Genomic DNA, 17,452 nt, shown 5'->3' on the forward strand with positions numbered 1-17,452 from the left:
TCCGCTCACTCCGCCGCGATCTTGGTGTCCTTGCGGGCCTTCGCGCCCGCTGAAAGCTCTGCCATCAGGCTGCTGGCCCGGGCAATCGGATTGGTCAGCCAGAAATCCCGGATCGGGTTGCGGAAATCCGCGTCGCCCAGCTTGCCTTCGGCCTCAAGCTGCCATTCGTTCTCCGGCACCTGGTCGATTTGGGCGAGATGCGGGACATCGGCCACCAGTTTCTGACGCAACTGCGCAAGACTGTCGAAGGGCAAAGTTGCCCCCAGTTCCGCAGACAGCGCGCGCAGGATGGCCCAGTTTTCCTTGGCCTCGCCGGGTGCGAAGCTGGCACGCAGCGCAAGTTGTGGACGCCCTTCGGTGTTGACGAAAAGCCCCTGCTCTTCCGTGTAAGCCGCCCCCGGAAGGATGATGTCGGCGCGGTGTGCGCCCCGGTCGCCGTGGCTGCCTTGGTAGATCACGAACGGACCATCGGCGATTTCCACCTCGTCCGCGCCGAGGTTGTAGATCACCTCTGCGCCGTCGATCGCCTTCTCCATGCCGCCCTCGGTGGTGCACCCGGCATCCATCGCGCCGACGCGACCCGCTGCGGTGTGCAGGACCAGAAGTTTGGAGCCTGAAATCTCGGCCATCTTTTGCGCTGCCGCCAGAACCGCCGCGCCATCCGCCTCGCGCAAGGCGCCCTGGCCGACGATGACGATGCTATTCTTGTCGTCGCGCGTCTCGTCCGACACGCCCTTGTCGATCATCGCCTGCAACGCGGCACGATCGGTGCCAGCGTGGTGATAATCATACGTCAAATCAACGGCTTCGCCGATCAGAGCGACATCGGCGCCCGCGGCCCACGCCTTGCGGATGCGGGCATTCAGCACCGGCGCTTCGTCGCGCGGGTTGGTGCCGATCAGCAGGATCATACCCGCCGTGTCGATCTCTTCGATGGTCGCCGTGCCGACATAGCCGGAGCGGTTGCCCGCAGGCAGCTTCGCCCAATCGGTGCGGCATTCGACCTGTCCACCCTGCCCCTCGATCAGAACTTTCAGCGCATAGGCTGCCTCGGTCGGGACCAAATCGCCGACGAGACCGGCGAGTTTCTTGCCCTTCATCGCCTCGGCGGTCTTGGTCAGCGCTTCGGGCCAGGTGGCCGGGCGCAACTTGCCGTTTTCGCGCACGTAAGGCTTGTCCAGGCGCTGCTTGCGCAGCCCGTCCCAGACAAAGCGCGTCTTGTCGGAAATCCATTCCTCGTTCACGCCGTCATGGTTGCGCGGCAAAAAGCGCATGACTTCCCGACCCTTGGTATCGACGCGGATGTTTGACCCAAGCGCATCCATCACGTCGATGGATTCGGTCTTGGTCAGCTCCCACGGGCGGGCGGTGAAGGCGTAGGGTTTCGACACCAAAGCGCCCACCGGGCACAGGTCGATGATGTTGCCCTGCATGTTGCTGTCGAGCGTTTCGCCCAGATAAGCGGTGATCTCGCTGTCTTCGCCCCGACCCGTCTGGCCCATCTGGGTGATGCCCGCGACCTCGGTCGTGAAGCGGACGCAACGGGTGCAGGAAATGCAGCGCGTCATATGGGTTTCGACCAGCGGGCCAAGGTCCAGATCCTCAACCGCGCGCTTGGGTTCGCGGAAGCGGCTGAAATCCACACCATAGGCCATCGCCTGATCCTGAAGATCGCATTCGCCGCCCTGATCGCAAATGGGGCAATCGAGCGGGTGGTTGATGAGCAGGAACTCCATCACCCCTTCGCGCGCCTTTTTCACCATGGGCGAGTTGGTCTTGACCACGGGCGGCTGGCCTTCCGGCCCCGGACGCAGATCCTTGACCTGCATCGCGCAGCTTGCCGCAGGTTTGGGCGGTCCGCCCACAACTTCGACAAGACACATCCGGCAATTGCCGGCGATGGACAGACGTTCATGGTAGCAGAACCGCGGCACCTCGATCCCTGCCTGTTCACAGGCCTGAATCAGCGTCATCGCGCCGTCCACTTCAATCTCGTTTCCATCGATGTTGATCTTGCGCAAGTCAGACATGCCCGAGCCCTTTGTTCCCATTTGGCTGGCGCAGTCGATGCCGTGGCAACAGGCTATCGGCTGACGTCGCCCGCCTTCTAACCCCAACGCATCAAATAGGCCAGATGTTCAGGCAAAAAGAAAACGGGAAATATCGACGCGGGCGCAGATTTTTCTGCACCTGCATCCTATGACGCAAAGTCAGGCAATAAACAGGTTTATCTCAGCAACTGGCCGATTTCGGTTTGCGACTCGATCTGCCGTTGGCCGAAGCGGCACAGCGCGGGGATGTCATCCGCACGCACGCCGTTCTCCGCCAAAAATTGCTCGGCCTTGGCTTTCATCCGCGCCTTTTCCTCGCGAGAGGTGACATAGCGTTCCACCTCTTTTTCGGTGTAGCCCATATCCCGCGCCAAGGCTTTCAGGCGGTTCAGTTCGGAATAGGCCCGGATGAGACGCGCGTTGATGTTGTCGCAGGATTTGCGGATCGCATCGGCGATAGCGACGTTCATCAGGCCATTGTCGATGGCGGGCACATCCCGCAACGGTGTCTGGGCCGAGACCACGGAGCCCAGGGTCAGCGCAAGGATCAAGGCCGGGGTCAGCAATCGCATCTTTTCATCCAATACCATCCGCCCTCAATATGGTGACGGAGACCGCGGTTATTCAATATCACCCTTTACAACTTTTGGAGACCGGAGGCGTCAGGGTTCGATACAACGTCCCGACAGCACCACTTTGTTGTTGTCGATGGTCAAGGCGGTGTCGTCCGTGTCCGGTCCAACGGTCCAGGCGATATCCGAACTTCCCAGATAGGCGATGCAATGCTGAACCGCCTGATAGGCCGCCGCCCGCTTCGAGCCCTCGAGGCTCACCGAGGCCGGGCCACCAGTTGCAACGAACGCCGCCCTGTCACCGCGTTCGGACCGCAGATCGCCGCTAAACCTGGCACCTTCGTAGGTGACGGTTTCCAACTCGCCCCGGCCACATGCCGCGAGTGTCAGTATGATTGCGCCTGCTGCCCATGCCGATTTCATGGTGATACCCCTTCGAAAATGCTGGGCGCACATTGCGCTTAGACGCGATACGCTTGCAACCCCTGAGACACGTCCACCGCAATCGGCATGAAAAAAGGCGCGAAAACGCGCCTTTATCCAATTTTGTGCGAGCGGCCTTCAAACGCGATCTATAAACCAAGCCAAAGAGCCGTTTTGAGACGGTTACCGCCTACTCGGCCGCAACCGCGCTGACCCGGCCGCTTTTCTGAGCCTTGATCCGGTCCTCGATCTCATCGCGGAAGTTCTTGATGAGACCCTGGATCGGCCAGGCCGCCGCATCGCCAAGGGCGCAGATGGTGTGGCCTTCGACCTGCTTGGTCACGTCGAAGAGCATGTCGATTTCCTCGACCTCTGCCTCGCCGCGCACCAGACGGTCCATCACGCGCATCATCCAGCCGGTGCCTTCGCGGCAGGGCGTGCACTGACCACAGCTTTCATGCTTGTAGAAAGCCGACAGCCGCCAGATCGCCTTGATGATATCGGTGGACTGATCCATCACGATCACCGCCGCCGTGCCAAGGCCAGAGCCCAGTTCACCGCGCAGGTAGTCGAAATCCATGATCGCGTCCTTCATGTGCTCACCGCGCACACAGGGCACAGACGATCCGCCGGGGATCACGGCCTTCAGGTTGTCCCAACCGCCGCGAATGCCGCCGCAGTGCTTTTCGATCAGTTCTTCGAACGAGATCGACATCGCCTCTTCGACCACGCAGGGGTTGTTCACATGGCCCGAGATCGCGAAAAGCTTGGTGCCAGCGTTGTTCTGACGCCCAAAGCCCGAGAACCATTCGCCGCCCCGCCGCAGGATCGTCGGCACCACGGCGATGGATTCCACGTTGTTCACGGTGGTCGGGCAGCCATAGAGGCCCGATCCCGCCGGGAACGGCGGTTTCATGCGGGGCATCCCCTTTTTGCCTTCGAGGCTTTCAAGAAGCGCCGTTTCCTCGCCGCAAATGTAAGCGCCTGCGCCGTGATGCAGGTAAAGATCGAAATCCCAACCGGATCCGGCAGCGTTTTTGCCGATCAGCCCGGCGTCATACGCCTCGTCGATGGCGTTTTGCAGCGCCTCTTTCTCGCGGATGTATTCGCCGCGAATGTAGATGTAGCAGGCATGGGCCTGCATCGCGAAAGACGCGATCAGGCAGCCCTCGATCAGCGTGTGCGGATCGTGGCGCATGATCTCACGATCCTTGCAGGTGCCCGGTTCGGACTCGTCGGCATTCACCACCAGATAGCTGGGACGCCCGTCGCTTTCCTTGGGCATGAAGGACCACTTGAGACCCGTCGGGAAGCCTGCGCCACCCCGGCCCCGCAGACCCGAGGCTTTCATCTCGTCGATGATCCAGTCACGGCCTTTCTTGATGATATCCGCCGTGCCGTCCCAATGGCCACGCGTCTGCGCGCCCTTGAGCGTCCGGTCGTGCATCCCGTAGATGTTGGTAAAGATCCGGTCCTGATCGGTCAGCATCGTTCATTCCTTGTCAGCTTGGCGCGCACGCCAAATTTGAATTGATTTCCAAATCCCCACGCCGAAACCGGCCAGTACGACAAGATCGAAAAACGCGCGTGTTCGGATTGACCAATCATACGCGTCCCCGATGGCGATGATCAGCACCCAGAAAATCGCGACGCCTGCAATCAAGAGGGCGATCCGTTGCCCCTGTCGTTTCAGCTCTGCGTCGCGGTTTATGTCCGGGTCCGATCCCACTTAGTAAACGTCGCCCTTGTCCACTCGTTTCGAGAACTCGGTATCCCCGCCAGACGCGAGGATTTTCGCTTGTTCGACCCAATTATCGCGGGTCACGCGACCCTTGAACCCCTGAAGATTGGCATTCACCCACGCCACCTCTTCAGCCGTCCAATTGGCAATCTGGTCGAAATGGTAAAAGCCCATGGAGTGCAGAAGCTGCTCCAGTTTCGGGCCAACACCCTTGATTTCCTTCAGGTTGTCCGGCCCGCCTTCGCGCGCCTGCGACAGTGTTTCGGGCTTTTTGCCCTCGGCATCGCCTTCGAGCGCGCCGTCGCCGTCATAGTCCGGCGTCGCTGAGGCCGCGGCGGGTTTGGCTTTGGTGGGTTTCTCGCCCTTGCCGCTCTCGTATTTCCATTCGCCCTTGCGCGATGCAAGCTCGTCCTGACCGGCAAGCTTGGTCGACGGCTTTACCTGTGCGCCCGCTTCGGCATCGGCGGTCGCGGTTGCGGTCTGAACATCGGGAAGTGCGTCGGACGACGGTGTGTCCTTGGAGGCATTTGCGTTCGGCGTATCGGCCTTCGGTGCCGATGTCTTGGCTTCTGACGTCTTGGCCGCCGGGGCCGAAGCCGCCGGAGCGGAGGCCGTGGGCGCAGACGCGCTTGGCGCGGCGGCGGAGGTGTCGCGCGCGCGGGAGGTGTCAATATTGCCCGGACCGCGCGCTTCGGGAAGATCGCGACAGAAAAGCCAGCTGAACACGGCGCCCAGCACCACGAATGCAAGACCGGCCATGAAGATCGACCCGATGATGCCCCAGTCGCCGACCACGAGCAGCAGGACAAAAACGAGCAGACCTACGCCAGCGGCCATAGCCCATGACCCTAGCTGGCAGCCCATGCCTGATTTCTGTTGTTGCATTCGTACTCTCCCTGTCCGTGTTCAGATGTTAGGTGATTTAAGCATCACCGTTCTTGACACGTGCAGAAAACTCTGTCTCGCCGCCTGAGGCAAGTGTCTTGGCCTGTTCGACCCAATTATCGCGCGAAACCCGGCCCTTGAAGCCTTCGAGGTTCTGATCGACCCAGGCCACTTCTTCGGCGGTCCAGCTTGCGATCTGGTCGAAATGGTAAAACCCGAGGCTGTTGCACAGTTCGGCGAGTTTCGGCCCAATCCCCTTGATCCGCTTGAGATCGTCGCCCTTGCCGTCCTTCGGTGCATCGAGCGTCGCGGGCTTGAGGCCCGGTGCCGCGTCGGCTCCGGACGCGCCGGGCGCTGCGGTGGAGGAGGCCGGGGCACTTGCGGGCGGCTTCGCCTTGGCTTCGACGTCGGGTGCTTCGCCCGGCACTTCCGAGCGTTTGTCCGACGCTTCGCCCACATCGCGCGGCGCGGGCTTGTCGCCCTTGGAGCGTCCCCCCTGCGTTCCGTCCGGCCCGTCTGGCGGCATCATGTCGTCCGGTCCCGGCTTGGGCGGTGTGCCTGCATTGGCCGCATTGGCCTGCCACGGTGTGATCAGCGGCACTTCGGTGCCGTCGATCCGCTTGACGGTGTCGCCGATATCCATCGCAAGCTGCACCGAGGCGTTGTATTTGTACTGGCCCGAGTCAAAGTCGGTCAGGCTGGTCAGCCCGGATTTGGGCTCGGATGTGAAACGGCCATTTTGCGGCCCGGGAACAGGCACCTTGCCCGCTGCCAATTCGTCGATGATCTCGGCAAAGCGTTCGGCGGTCAAATCTTCGTAGTAGTCCTTGCCGATCTGCGCCATCGGAGCGTTCGCACAGGCGCCAAGGCACTCGACCTCTTCCCAGCTCAGCTTGCCATCGTCAGACAGCATATGCGGCTTGGGCGCGATCTTTTCCTTGCAGACCGCCACAAGATCCTCGGCCCCGCAGATCATGCAGGACGTGGTGCCGCAAATCTGGATATTCGCTATGCTGCCAACCGGTTGCAGCTGAAACATGAAGTAAAACGACGCCACTTCCAGCGCCCGCATATACGCCATGCCCAGCATGTCGGCCACGTGTTCGATCGCCGGACGGCTCAACCAGCCTTCCTGTTCCTGCGCACGCCACAAAAGCGGAATGATCGCGCTGGCCTGACGGCCCTCGGGATACTTGGTGATCTGCGCTTCGGCCCACGCCCGGTTGGCGTCGGTGAAGGCAAAACTGTCGGGTTGCTCGGAATGGAGGCGTCGTAGCATATCAGATCCTATTGCGTCATCACGCAGACAACGGGAATGTTCGGAATGGTGCGGGTGTCAGCCGCGCCTTGCAGTTCAGCGATCAAGGCGCTTTGACGGGCGGACTGATCCTCGGGCGTGTCGAGGAGGAAGCACAGATAAATCTCCGCCCCATTGGTCATGCCAAAAAGCTCGCGCGCCGCGCCGCCGGTGCCGAAAGGCGTGAACCCACGCTCGGACAACTCGGACACGAAAACATAGTCCGACGTTCCGACCTCGACGGCATGAGCCATCGGCGCGACGGCCAGCAGCGCGGTTATGGCAGCGGCCCGGATCATGCCGGCGCGCAGGCCCCGGTGATCAGACGCACACCGCCGCCTTCGAGGGCCACGGCCTGTTCGGAGGCCAGACGGAACTGCGCCACTTCAACCACCTGTTCGCGGGTCAAGCCCGTTTGCAGCTCAACCGGAAGATAGTCGCTTTCGCTCACCAGATCGCATCCGATCGACGCCACCGCCTCGTCGAACGCGACAAGGTCCGCCTCTGACACACCTTGCGGCGGCAGAGCACAGGCGGTCAGCAGGCCAAGACCGGACAGGACAGCAAGCGGGCGTGCATTCATCGGTCGATCTCTCCGAAGACGACGTCCATCGTACCGATGATCGCCGCCACATCGGCCAACTGGTGGCCGCTGGCAACATGGTCCATCGCCTGAAGATGCAGGTAGCCCGGCGCGCGCAGCTTGGCGCGGTAGGGTTTGTTCGTGCCGTCCGCGACGAGATACACACCGAATTCGCCTTTCGGCGCTTCGACACAGGCGTAAACCTCGCCTTCAGGCACGTGGAAGCCCTCGGTGTATAGTTTGAAGTGGTGGATCAAGGCCTCCATCGAGGTCTTCATCTCGGACCGTTTCGGCGGCGTGATCTTGCCACGGGCGAGGATGTCGCCCTGCCCTTCGGGCGCGCGCAGCTTCTCGATGCATTGCAGCATGATCTTCACGCTTTCGCGCATCTCCGCCATGCGAACGAGATAACGGTCGTAGCAATCACCGTTCTTGCCCACGGGGATCTGGAAGTCGAACTCGTCGTAGCATTCATACGGCTGTGCGCGGCGCAAATCCCAGGCGAGACCCGATCCGCGCACCATCACACCCGAGAAGCCCCATTCCTGGATTTCCTCTTCGGTGACGACGCCGATATCGGCGTTGCGCTGTTTGAACACGCGGTTCTCGGTCAGCAGCCCGTCGATATCGTCGAGCACCGCCGGGAATGTCCCGCACCATTCCTCGATGTCGTCGATCAGGTCAGCCGAGAGATCCTGATGCACACCGCCGGGGCGGAAATAGGCCGCGTGCAGACGCGCGCCACAGGCCCGTTCGTAAAAGATCATCAGCTTTTCGCGCTCTTCAAAGCCCCAGAGCGGCGGGGTCAGAGCGCCCACATCCATCGCCTGCGTCGTCACGTTGAGCAGGTGCGACAGGATACGTCCGATCTCGGAATACAGCACCCGGATCAGCGACGCGCGGCGCGGCACCTCGACACCTGTCAGGCGTTCGATGGCCAGACACCAGGCATGTTCCTGATTCATCGGCGCCACGTAATCCAACCGGTCGAAATACGGCAGGTTTTGCAGGTACGTGCGACTTTCCATCAGCTTTTCGGTGCCACGGTGCAGCAAGCCGATATGCGGATCGCAGCGTTCCACGATTTCGCCGTCCAGCTCGAGCACCAGACGCAAAACCCCGTGCGCCGCAGGGTGTTGCGGGCCGAAGTTGATGTTGAAATTGCGGATGCTCTGTTCGCCAGAGACCGCGTCGATGCTTCCATCGTCGAATTTGGAGCCGTCCATCATCAGCGTTTCTCCAACTCTTGCAGCTTCATCGCCATGACCCAGAGCAGCACCAGAGCGCCGAACGGGATGATTGCGCCGTAAGCCCAATTCTTGTTAACCCCGAAATGGGGCAGAAGTTTCAGCATCGGGATGACCGTGGCCGCCGTGATGGCGAGCCAGACGAGGAATTCCATCAGCCTGCCTTCTCTTCCTGCTTTTCATCCCCCGGAAGCACATATTGCGCGCCTTCCCACGGGGACATGAAATCGAATTGCCGGTATTCCTGAACAAGGCTCACCGGTTCGTAGACCACGCGCTTCTTCTCTTCGTCGTACCGCACCTCGGTATAGCCCGTGGTCGGGAAATCCTTGCGCAACGGATAGCCGCGGAAGCCGTAATCTGTGAGGATGCGGCGCAGGTCCGGGTGGCCTGAGAACAGGATGCCGAACATATCGAACACTTCGCGTTCGAACCAGTTGGCGCTGGGATGCACATCTGTGATCGACGGAACCATCTCATCCTCCCGGATACTCACCCGCAAGCGGATGCGGTGGTTCTGGTACATCGACAGGAAATGGTAGACCACGTCGAACCGCTTGGGCCGTGCGGGGTAATCCACCGCCGTGATATCCACCAGCGACGAGAACTTGCACGTGCTGTCGGTCTTGAGGAAATCGACGAAGCTCGCGATGTTCGACGGGGCCACGTCCACGTTCAGCTCGCCATGGGTCACGTCCCACCCGATCACACATCCTGGGCGTTTCAGCTCGAGATGCTGGCCAAGTTCGTTCAGCGCTTCACTCATCGTACGATCGTCCCTGTCCGGCGGATTTTTCGTTGCAACGCCATGATACCGTAAAGCAGCGCCTCGGCCGTGGGCGGGCAACCCGGCACGTAGACGTCGACCGGCACGATCCGGTCGCAGCCGCGCACGACGGAGTAGCTGTAGTGGTAATACCCGCCGCCATTGGCGCAGGACCCCATCGAGATCACGTAGCGCGGTTCCGGCATCTGGTCGTAGACCTTGCGCAACGCCGGGGCCATCTTGTTCGTCAGCGTGCCGGCCACGATCATCAGGTCCGACTGGCGCGGGGACGCGCGCGGCGCGGTGCCGAAGCGTTCCAGGTCATAGCGCGGCATCGAGGTGTGCATCATCTCGACCGCGCAGCAGGCAAGCCCGAAGGTCATCCAGTGCAGCGACCCGGTGCGCGCCCAGTTGATGATGTCTTCGGTCGAGGTGAGCAGGAACCCCTTGTCCGCAAGCTCTGCGTTCAGAGCCTGCGTTGCATGTTCCTTGTCCGCCTCGGCGGTGTTGACGCCTGTCATCACTCCCATTCCAAGGCTCCTTTTTTCCATTCATAGGCAAAGCCGATGGTCAGAACGGCGAGGAACACCATCATCGACCAGAACCCCACCATGCTGATATCCGAAAACGCCACGGCCCACGGAAAGAGGAACGCGATTTCCAGATCGAAGATGATGAAGAGGATCGACACGAGGTAGAACCGCACGTCGAACTTCATCCGCGCGTCATCGAACGCGTTGAATCCGCATTCATAGGCCGACACCTTTTCAGGGTCCGGATTGCGCACCGCGATGACCACGGCGGCCAGGATCAGAACAAGGCCCAACCCGATGGCGATGGCCAGAAACACGAGGATGGGCAGATATTCCCGCAGCATGTCTTCCAAGACGAGGCTCCTTTTCCCATCGCACACCGACACGCATCGTCAATGGGCGAGGTTGACTTGGCGCATGATGTACTCCTGCCACCCGGCGGGGTCAACCTTACCCCCCTACTCTGTGAACAGCTAAAAAGCGTGGGATTCCAGCGCCATGACGTGAATTCGCAAGGAATTTCCGTCACATGCGGCAATCGGTCAGACCAGAGCCGACGTTGCGTGCGTTACCGCAAACAGTTTTGGCCTATGCGATGTGCCCGGAGTTCAGGCATATTCGATCAGGTCCCACAGGTTGCCGCAGTGATCGCGGAAAACCGCGACGGTGCCGTAAGGCTCTTTCTTCGGTTCCCTGACGAACTCGACCCCGCGCTCGCGGTACAGCGCGTAATCCCTTGCGAAATCATCGGTTTGCAAAAACAGGAACACGCGCCCTCCGGTTTGATTGCCGATCGCCGCGATCTGCTCGAGGGTAGACGCCCGGGCCAGCAGGATCGCGGCCTGTCCGGCGCCTTTCGGTTTGACGACGACCCAGCGTTTGTTCTGGTCCGGCTGGTCAATATCCTCGACCAGCTCGAACCCGAGGACACCGCAGTAGAACGCGATAGCGTCGTCGTAGTCGCGGACGACCACGCTGACGAGAGCAAGCTGTTGCGACATGCGATCCCCTTTAGACCAGACACCAACTCGGATGTTACGCCGTCAGCACCGCCAGTGCCATCACCGTCATGACCAGCGTCACCGGCCCCCAGACGGCACGTTCCGGTTTCGACGGTGTGATCCAGTTGAGCACCGTTGTCACCGCCTGCACGGCGAAGGCCACCCACCCGGTCCAGACCGGCCAGTCCAAGCCCGGAAATCCCGCCGCCGACAGGATCGCCAGCGCCTGAAACAGAACCACGGGGATGGAGACAGCCGCCACTATGCGGCCCGACAGCGGCAACGCGCCTTCGTGTTTGCCGCCTTGCGTATAGGCCCCCAAAGGCACGCCCGCGATCAGCGCGATCTGGAAGAACACGATGGCCAGACAGGCCGTGCCGTAAAGATGCGCAATCTGGACGATCACTGCCAGCCGGGCGCGCGCTTGTCGAAGAAAGCGGCTACACCCTCGCGCGCCTCGTCCGATTGCCAGCGCATTGCAAGCGCGTCGATGGCCATGTCCACCTGCGCGGGCGTCACGCGACCCGCAAGATCGCGCATCAACGCCTTGGTCTCGGCCACCGCTCCCGGCGCACAGGACAAATAGGGCCGGATCTCCGCCTCGATCGCGGTATCCAGGGCGTCTGGCTGCACCGTACGGCTCAGCAGGTTCAACCGTACGGCCTCGTCCGCGTCGAACACCCGCGCCGACATGAATACCTCTGACGCCCGTGTGGCCCCCATCCGTTTCAGGACGTAAGGCCCGATATTGGCCGGGATCAGCCCCAGCCGCGTTTCCGTGAAGCCCAGCTTCGCTCCGCTAACGCCGATGGCCACGTCACAGACCGACACGAGGCCCACACCACCGCCCAACGCATTGCCCTGCACCCGCCCGATCAGCGGTTGCGGCAGATCATAGAGCGCGCCCAGCACCGTCGCGATCCGGCGGCTTTCGGCCTTCCGCGTCTCGGCATCCATGTCGAACTGCGCCCGCATCCACGCCAGATCTCCACCCGCGCAGAAGGTCTTGCCCTCAGCGGCCAGAACCACCACGCGCACGGTCCGGTCCTTGGCCAGATCGCGTGCGGCTTGCTCCAACTCGGTCATCATCTCGGCCGACAGCGCGTTGTGCTTGTCCGCCCGCGCCAGCGTCACCGTCGCCACGCCGCGCGCATCCATCTCGACCGTGATCAGGCTCATCCCCGCATCCTCCGTGCCATGTCTGCGGCCTCTTCCACCACCTGCATGTCCAGCCCATGATCGTATCCCAAGGCGGCGACCCGTTCGGCCACCGCCTCGGTCGCCACGTTGCCCGCGGCCCCCGGCGCGTAAGGGCAGCCGCCCAGACCACCGACGGCGGCATCGAAGACGCGCAAGCCAAGTCCAAGCGACGCCTCGACGTTGTCGCAGGCCAATCCACCGGTGTCATGGTAATGCCCCGCCAGCTTGTCCGCAGGCATCTCGTCCAACACCGCCTTCAGCATCGCCACGATCCCCTCGGGCGTCGCGCGCCCGATCGTGTCGCCCAAGGACACCTCGTAGCAGCCCATGTCACGCAACGCCGCAACCACGCGCGCCACCTGCGCAGGGGCCACCGGCCCGTCATAGGGGCATTCCACCACACAGGACACGTATCCCCTGACCGGAACGCCCGCCGCCCTGGCCGCCTCCGCCACCGGCGCGAACCGTTCGAGGCTTTCGGCAATCGTCGCGTTGATATTGGCCCTGGAAAACCCCTCTGAGGCCGACCCAAAGATCGCCACCTCGTCCGCCCCGGCGGCCATCGCATCCTCGAACCCGCGGAGGTTCGGCGTCAGCGCGGCATAGGACACGCCGGGCATGCGTGTGATGCCTTTCAAAACCTCCCCCGACGCCGCCATCTGCGGCACCCATTTCGGAGACACGAAACTGGCGCATTCGATGCGTCGGAACCCGGCGCGCGACAGGCAATCGACCAGCGCGATCTTGTCGTCCACCGGAATGAGCCGCGCCTCGTTCTGCAACCCGTCGCGTGGCCCCACCTCGAAGATCTCGACCCGTTCACCCAAGGCGCCGTCCCCCTGCTTATCTCTTCTCAAATACGCGAAAACCGCGCTCAGCCGCTGCTTTCCCAGGCCGGGTAGAAGTCCTGCGTGTAAAGCCGCGCGCCCCCTTCGTCAGGCAGCGCCTTCTGAAATTCCGGCCGCTCGGTAATGCGTTCGTACCAGTCGGCCACCGCCGGATGATTGTCGAGCTTGGCAAAGTGCCGTGCCATATAAACCGCCTGCCCAACCGACACGTCCGCCGCCGAAAACCCGCTGGTCAGCAGGTAGTCCCGGTTCTCCACCGGCGTCGAAAGCCGCGCCTCGAGCGCGTCATAGCATTTCCCCAACCGCGCCGCCTCGAGCTTCATCACCACGGGGCTGCGCATGTGATCCTCGTAGAGCATGATATGCTGTTGCGTCAGCGCCGCCGCGTGCTGGCTGATGGTTTCGGCGAAATGCACCCAGACGAGCCAAGCCATCCGGTCCGGGTCGTCCGGCCCGCGCCCCATGTTCGCTTCGGGGAAGCGTTCGCACAGGAATTCCGTGATCGCCCCCGTCTCGAACATGCGCTCCCCGTCAATCTCCAGCGCAGGCACGCGTCCTGCCGGCGACAGGCTGAGATATTCCGGCGCGCGAAGACTGCGATCGAAGGCGTGCAGCACGACTTCGAACTCCACCTCCAATTCGTAAAGCAGCCAGAGCGTGCGCATGGAGCGCGTCTGCGGACAGTGATGCAATCGGATCATGCGTTTTCCTCCTCCAGCCGGATCAGAACCGCCCCGGCCTCGACCTGCGTTCCCGCAGCGGCCATCACTTCGGCCACGGTGCCGTCGCGCGCGGCAAGCAGGCTGTGCTCCATCTTCATCGCCTCGAGCACGGCCAGCCTGTCGCCACGGGTGACAGCCTGGCCTACCTCGACAAAGACCGACCGCACCATGCCCGGCATGGGCGCTTCGATCAGATCGCTTGACGCCCCGGCCCCGGCGTCCACATCCAACGGGTCGACATGATCGACCACAAGCGTCGGATCGCCAAAGACTGTCGCCCTTCCGTCCGCCACGAACACGTCCCGAGCCGGTTGCCCGTCATAGCGCCAACCATTGGCCCCGAACCGGGCGGGGACCGTTGTCCCGCCAAGCTCGACATCAATCTCGCCCGGCGCATGGCAGATGACGCGGCATGTCGATACGTCTTCGCCAATCCGCACCGTCACATCCTGCGCCACCGGCCCCCAGAGGGCAAACCCGTCGAGCGGTCGGGGCGCGCGGTCCAGCCCCTTCAGCGCCAGCACCGCCTGAGCCATCGCGGCAGGTGCGGGATCGGGCACCGCTGTCAAAGCCTCAAGATCGCGCCCGATCAACCCGGTATCGACCTCACCGCGCGAAAACCCGTCATGCCGCGCCAGCGCACCCAGGAAGGCCAGATTGGTGACGGTCCCGGCGACCTGCGTACCCGAAAGCGCCCGCCGCAGTTTGCGCAGGGCCACGTCGCGGGACGGGCCGTGCACGATCACCTTGGCGATCATCGGGTCGTAATGCGGGCTGATGGCGTCCCCGGACCGCACGCCGGTATCGGCCCGTGCGTCCTCCGGGAAGGCCAGATGCGCCAAGCGCCCCGTCGAGGGCAGGAATCCGGCGGGAACGTCCTCGGCGTAGAGCCGCGCCTCGAATGCGTGGCCGGTGATCGTCAGGTCCTCTTGCGCACAGGGCAACGGCGCACCCGCCGCCACCCGCAACTGCCATTCCACCAGATCCACGCCGGTGATCGCCTCGGTCACGGGATGTTCGACCTGCAACCGCGTGTTCATCTCCATGAACCAGAACCCGTCCGGGTGCAGCCCGTCCGAGCCGTCCACGATGAACTCCACCGTCCCCGCGCCCTTGTAGCCGATGGCCTCTGCCGCGCGCACCGCAGCGTCCCCCATCGCGGCGCGCATCTCTGCCGTCATGCCGGGGGCTGGCGCTTCTTCGATCACCTTCTGGTGCCGACGTTGCAGCGAACAGTCCCGCTCGAAGAGATGCACCGCGCGTGTCCCATCGCCGAACACCTGCACCTCGATATGGCGCGGGCTGGTGATGTATTTCTCGATCAGCACATGCGCATTGCCGAACGCCGTCCGCGCCTCCGACTGGGCCGAGGCCAGCGCATCGGCAAATGCCTTGGGCGCCTCGACCAACCGCATCCCCTTGCCGCCGCCGCCCGCCACCGCCTTGATGAGCACCGGGTAGCCGATCGCTTCCGCCTCGCGCGCCAAATGGTCCGGCGCTTGCTCCGCGCCCTGATACCCCGGCACCACCGGCACGCCCGCTTCCGCCATCAGCGCCTTGGCCGCATCCTTGAGCCCCATCGCGCGGATCGCCTTGGCCGACGGCCCGATAAAGACCAGACCCGCCGCCTCGACAGCTTCCACAAAATCGGGATTCTCGGACAGGAAGCCGTAGCCCGGGTGTATCGCCTGCGCGCCGGTGGCCCGTGCCGCCGCGATGATCGCATCCCCGCGCAGATAGCTCTCGGCCGGTGACGCCCCGCCCAGCGACACCGCAACATCCGCCATCTCCACATGGCGCGCCTGCGCGTCCACATCCGAATGCACCGCGACCGTCCGCACACCCAAACGGCGGCAGGTGTCGATCACGCGGCACGCAATCTCTCCCCGGTTGGCTATCAGGATCGTGTCAAACATCTTGCAACACCGCTTCTCTTCATCTTGCCCCTAAACTCCGGGGGTGTGGGGGCAGCGCCCCCAGGTTACATCCGAAACACACCGAAGCGCGTCTCTTCAATCGGCGCGTTCAACGCCGCTTCCAGTGACAGTGACAGCACCGAGCGGGTCTTGCGCGGATCGATGATGCCGTCATCCCAAAGCCGGGCCGAGGCATAAAGCGGATGCGCCTGTTCCTCGAACATCTCGACCGTGGGCCGCTTGAACGCCGCCTCGTCCTCCGCCGACCAGCTTTCACCGCGCTTTTCCATCGCGTCGCGCTTGACCGTCGCCAGCACGCCCGCGGCCTGTTCGCCGCCCATCACGGAAATACGGCTGTTGGGCCAGGTCCACAGGAAACGGGGCTGATAGGCCCGCCCCGCCATGCCGTAATTGCCCGCGCCGAAGGAACCACCGACCAGCATGGTGATCTTGGGCACAGACGTACAGGCTACCGCCGTGACCATCTTGGCCCCGTGCCGCGCGATGCCCTCGTTCTCGTACATCCGGCCCACCATGAAGCCGGTGATGTTTTGCAGGAAGACCAGCGGGATTTTGCGCTGCGAGCACAACTCCACGAAATGCGCGCCTTTCTGAGCCGCCTCCGAGAACAGCACGCCATTATTGGCCACGATCCCCACCGGCCAGCCGTCGACATGGGCAAAGCCCGTCACCAAGGTCTCGCCGAAGCGCGGTTTGAACTCGTCGAAGTAGGACCCGTCCACCACCCGTGCGATCACCTCGCGGATGTCATAGGGCGTGCGCAGGTCGCCCGGCACGACGCCGAAAATCTCGTCGGGGTCATAGGCCGGATCCTCCGCCGCCTGTCGTAGGGTGGGCATCACATGCCCACCAAGCGACCCAACCGCCCGCCGCGCCAAGGCCAATGCGTGACCGTCATCCTCCGCGAGGTAATCCGCCACGCCCGAGAGCCGCGTATGCACATCGCCGCCGCCCAAATCCTCGGCTGTCACGACCTCGCCCGTCGCGGCCTTCACCAAGGGCGGACCGGCAAGGAAGATCGTGCCCTGTTCCTTCACGATGATCGTCACGTCCGACATGGCAGGCACATAGGCCCCGCCTGCCGTACACGACCCCATCACCACGGCGATCTGTGCGGTGCCTTTCGCGCTCATCCGGGCCTGGTTGTAGAAGATCCGGCCAAAATGGTCGCGATCCGGGAAGACCTCATCCTGATTGGGCAGGTTCGCGCCGCCCGAGTCGACAAGGTAGATACACGGCAAATGGTTTTCCTCGGCGATCTCCTGCGCGCGCAGGTGCTTCTTGACCGTCATCGGATAATACGTGCCGCCCTTCACCGTCGCGTCATTGCAGACCACCATGACCTGACGGCCCATCACCCGTCCCACCCCGGCGATCACCCCGGAAGCACGCGCGGCCCCATCGTAAAGCCCGTGCGCCGCCGTGGCCCCCACCTCAAGGAAAGGCGATCCGGGATCGAGCAGGTTCGCCACGCGGTCGCGGGGCAGCATCTTGCCGCGCGACACATGCCGTTCGCGCGCTCGCTCGCCCCCACCCGCTGCGGCCAGATCGGCGGCTTCTCGCACAACACGCAATGCCTCTTCATGCGCGGCGCGGTTCGTCTCGAACTGCTCGGACGACGGGATCGCTTGTGATCGAAGTTTCAT

At 63.0% G+C, this 17,452-nt stretch carries 21 protein-coding genes; all 21 read right to left on the reverse strand.

The window, feature by feature from the left end; all coding sequences use genetic code 11:
* Positions 1-5: 5 nt before the first annotated feature.
* Positions 6-2,030 carry an NADH-quinone oxidoreductase subunit NuoG gene (gene nuoG, locus Q1B16_RS17525; protein ID WP_299791861.1) on the reverse strand — a complete coding sequence of 675 codons (2,025 nt, stop codon included), beginning with the start codon at positions 2,028-2,030 and terminating at the stop codon, positions 6-8.
* 197 nt (positions 2,031-2,227) lie between these two features.
* On the reverse strand, positions 2,228-2,623 hold the full coding sequence (locus Q1B16_RS17530; RefSeq protein WP_299791864.1) for a DUF5333 domain-containing protein: 396 nt from the start codon (positions 2,621-2,623) through the stop codon (positions 2,228-2,230).
* A gap of 90 nt (positions 2,624-2,713) precedes the next feature.
* Positions 2,714-3,046 (reverse strand): hypothetical protein, encoded by a 333-nt coding sequence (locus tag Q1B16_RS17535; protein ID WP_299791867.1) that lies wholly within the window; start codon positions 3,044-3,046, stop codon positions 2,714-2,716.
* Between the two features lie 190 nt (positions 3,047-3,236).
* Entirely contained in the window at positions 3,237-4,535 is a 1,299-nt protein-coding gene (nuoF, locus tag Q1B16_RS17540) for an NADH-quinone oxidoreductase subunit NuoF (RefSeq protein ID WP_299791869.1), read from the reverse strand.
* A 3-nt stretch (positions 4,536-4,538) separates the two neighbouring features.
* Positions 4,539-4,775: a DUF5337 domain-containing protein gene (locus Q1B16_RS17545; protein WP_366140166.1), complete on the reverse strand. Its 237-nt coding sequence runs from the start codon at positions 4,773-4,775 to the stop codon at positions 4,539-4,541.
* On the reverse strand, positions 4,776-5,624 hold the full coding sequence (locus Q1B16_RS17550; protein WP_299791872.1) for an endonuclease: 849 nt from the start codon (positions 5,622-5,624) through the stop codon (positions 4,776-4,778).
* An 85-nt stretch (positions 5,625-5,709) separates the two neighbouring features.
* Positions 5,710-6,951 (reverse strand): NADH-quinone oxidoreductase subunit E, encoded by a 1,242-nt coding sequence (locus Q1B16_RS17555; RefSeq protein ID WP_299791875.1) that lies wholly within the window; start codon positions 6,949-6,951, stop codon positions 5,710-5,712.
* Between the two features lie 8 nt (positions 6,952-6,959).
* A complete protein-coding gene (locus tag Q1B16_RS17560) occupies positions 6,960-7,268 on the reverse strand; it encodes a hypothetical protein (RefSeq protein WP_299791878.1) in 309 nt (102 codons plus the stop codon).
* Entirely contained in the window at positions 7,265-7,552 is a 288-nt protein-coding gene (locus tag Q1B16_RS17565) for a hypothetical protein (protein WP_299791881.1), read from the reverse strand. Before Q1B16_RS17565 ends, Q1B16_RS17560 begins: the two co-directional genes overlap by 4 nt.
* A complete protein-coding gene (locus tag Q1B16_RS17570; protein WP_299792339.1) occupies positions 7,549-8,778 on the reverse strand; it encodes an NADH-quinone oxidoreductase subunit D in 1,230 nt (409 codons plus the stop codon). The genes Q1B16_RS17565 and Q1B16_RS17570 overlap by 4 nt, the downstream gene beginning before the upstream one ends.
* A 2-nt stretch (positions 8,779-8,780) precedes the next feature.
* Positions 8,781-8,954, reverse strand: a complete 174-nt coding sequence (locus Q1B16_RS17575; protein ID WP_299791884.1) for a hypothetical protein — start codon at positions 8,952-8,954, stop codon at positions 8,781-8,783.
* On the reverse strand, positions 8,954-9,565 hold the full coding sequence (locus Q1B16_RS17580) for an NADH-quinone oxidoreductase subunit C (RefSeq protein WP_299791887.1): 612 nt from the start codon (positions 9,563-9,565) through the stop codon (positions 8,954-8,956). Before Q1B16_RS17580 ends, Q1B16_RS17575 begins: the two co-directional genes overlap by 1 nt.
* Entirely contained in the window at positions 9,562-10,095 is a 534-nt protein-coding gene (locus Q1B16_RS17585) for an NADH-quinone oxidoreductase subunit B (RefSeq protein WP_299791890.1), read from the reverse strand. Before Q1B16_RS17585 ends, Q1B16_RS17580 begins: the two co-directional genes overlap by 4 nt.
* Positions 10,086-10,451 carry an NADH-quinone oxidoreductase subunit A gene (locus tag Q1B16_RS17590; protein ID WP_299791893.1) on the reverse strand — a complete coding sequence of 122 codons (366 nt, stop codon included), beginning with the start codon at positions 10,449-10,451 and terminating at the stop codon, positions 10,086-10,088. Before Q1B16_RS17590 ends, Q1B16_RS17585 begins: the two co-directional genes overlap by 10 nt.
* A gap of 255 nt (positions 10,452-10,706) precedes the next feature.
* The gene (locus Q1B16_RS17595) at positions 10,707-11,099 is read right to left on the reverse strand and encodes a VOC family protein (RefSeq protein ID WP_299791897.1); all 393 of its coding nucleotides are present in this window, start codon (positions 11,097-11,099) and stop codon (positions 10,707-10,709) included.
* A 34-nt stretch (positions 11,100-11,133) separates the two neighbouring features.
* On the reverse strand, positions 11,134-11,505 hold the full coding sequence (locus Q1B16_RS17600) for a hypothetical protein (RefSeq protein WP_299791900.1): 372 nt from the start codon (positions 11,503-11,505) through the stop codon (positions 11,134-11,136).
* On the reverse strand, positions 11,502-12,278 hold the full coding sequence (locus tag Q1B16_RS17605; RefSeq protein WP_299791903.1) for a crotonase/enoyl-CoA hydratase family protein: 777 nt from the start codon (positions 12,276-12,278) through the stop codon (positions 11,502-11,504). The genes Q1B16_RS17600 and Q1B16_RS17605 overlap by 4 nt, the downstream gene beginning before the upstream one ends.
* Positions 12,275-13,126, reverse strand: a complete 852-nt coding sequence (locus Q1B16_RS17610) for a hydroxymethylglutaryl-CoA lyase (protein ID WP_299791906.1) — start codon at positions 13,124-13,126, stop codon at positions 12,275-12,277. Before Q1B16_RS17610 ends, Q1B16_RS17605 begins: the two co-directional genes overlap by 4 nt.
* A gap of 47 nt (positions 13,127-13,173) precedes the next feature.
* Entirely contained in the window at positions 13,174-13,848 is a 675-nt protein-coding gene (locus tag Q1B16_RS17615) for a glutathione S-transferase family protein (protein ID WP_299791909.1), read from the reverse strand.
* On the reverse strand, positions 13,845-15,785 hold the full coding sequence (locus tag Q1B16_RS17620; protein ID WP_299791912.1) for an acetyl/propionyl/methylcrotonyl-CoA carboxylase subunit alpha: 1,941 nt from the start codon (positions 15,783-15,785) through the stop codon (positions 13,845-13,847). Before Q1B16_RS17620 ends, Q1B16_RS17615 begins: the two co-directional genes overlap by 4 nt.
* 65 nt (positions 15,786-15,850) lie before the next feature.
* Positions 15,851-17,452 (reverse strand): carboxyl transferase domain-containing protein, encoded by a 1,602-nt coding sequence (locus tag Q1B16_RS17625; protein ID WP_299791915.1) that lies wholly within the window; start codon positions 17,450-17,452, stop codon positions 15,851-15,853.

Origin of the sequence: uncultured Marivita sp. (genome assembly GCF_947488135.1) — a bacterium.
GTDB lineage: Bacteria > Pseudomonadota > Alphaproteobacteria > Rhodobacterales > Rhodobacteraceae > Marivita.

What these genes read in the sequence shown, in the direction of transcription:
- nuoG (WP_299791861.1), bottom strand. Translation starts at nt 2,030, where the DNA reads ATGTCTGACTTGCGCAAGATCAACATCGATGGAAACGAGATTGAAGTG.
- Q1B16_RS17530 (WP_299791864.1), bottom strand. Translation starts at nt 2,623, where the DNA reads ATGCGATTGCTGACCCCGGCCTTGATCCTTGCGCTGACCCTGGGCTCC.
- Q1B16_RS17535 (WP_299791867.1), bottom strand. Translation starts at nt 3,046, where the DNA reads ATGAAATCGGCATGGGCAGCAGGCGCAATCATACTGACACTCGCGGCA.
- nuoF (WP_299791869.1), bottom strand. Translation starts at nt 4,535, where the DNA reads ATGCTGACCGATCAGGACCGGATCTTTACCAACATCTACGGGATGCAC.
- Q1B16_RS17550 (WP_299791872.1), bottom strand. Translation starts at nt 5,624, where the DNA reads ATGGCCGCTGGCGTAGGTCTGCTCGTTTTTGTCCTGCTGCTCGTGGTC.
- Q1B16_RS17555 (WP_299791875.1), bottom strand. Translation starts at nt 6,951, where the DNA reads ATGCTACGACGCCTCCATTCCGAGCAACCCGACAGTTTTGCCTTCACC.
- Q1B16_RS17560 (WP_299791878.1), bottom strand. Translation starts at nt 7,268, where the DNA reads ATGATCCGGGCCGCTGCCATAACCGCGCTGCTGGCCGTCGCGCCGATG.
- Q1B16_RS17565 (WP_299791881.1), bottom strand. Translation starts at nt 7,552, where the DNA reads ATGAATGCACGCCCGCTTGCTGTCCTGTCCGGTCTTGGCCTGCTGACC.
- Q1B16_RS17570 (WP_299792339.1), bottom strand. Translation starts at nt 8,778, where the DNA reads ATGGACGGCTCCAAATTCGACGATGGAAGCATCGACGCGGTCTCTGGC.
- Q1B16_RS17575 (WP_299791884.1), bottom strand. Translation starts at nt 8,954, where the DNA reads ATGGAATTCCTCGTCTGGCTCGCCATCACGGCGGCCACGGTCATCCCG.
- Q1B16_RS17580 (WP_299791887.1), bottom strand. Translation starts at nt 9,565, where the DNA reads ATGAGTGAAGCGCTGAACGAACTTGGCCAGCATCTCGAGCTGAAACGC.
- Q1B16_RS17585 (WP_299791890.1), bottom strand. Translation starts at nt 10,095, where the DNA reads ATGGGAGTGATGACAGGCGTCAACACCGCCGAGGCGGACAAGGAACAT.
- Q1B16_RS17595 (WP_299791897.1), bottom strand. Translation starts at nt 11,099, where the DNA reads ATGTCGCAACAGCTTGCTCTCGTCAGCGTGGTCGTCCGCGACTACGAC.
- Q1B16_RS17605 (WP_299791903.1), bottom strand. Translation starts at nt 12,278, where the DNA reads ATGAGCCTGATCACGGTCGAGATGGATGCGCGCGGCGTGGCGACGGTG.
- Q1B16_RS17615 (WP_299791909.1), bottom strand. Translation starts at nt 13,848, where the DNA reads ATGATCCGATTGCATCACTGTCCGCAGACGCGCTCCATGCGCACGCTC.
- Q1B16_RS17620 (WP_299791912.1), bottom strand. Translation starts at nt 15,785, where the DNA reads ATGTTTGACACGATCCTGATAGCCAACCGGGGAGAGATTGCGTGCCGC.
- Q1B16_RS17625 (WP_299791915.1), bottom strand. Translation starts at nt 17,452, where the DNA reads ATGAAACTTCGATCACAAGCGATCCCGTCGTCCGAGCAGTTCGAGACG.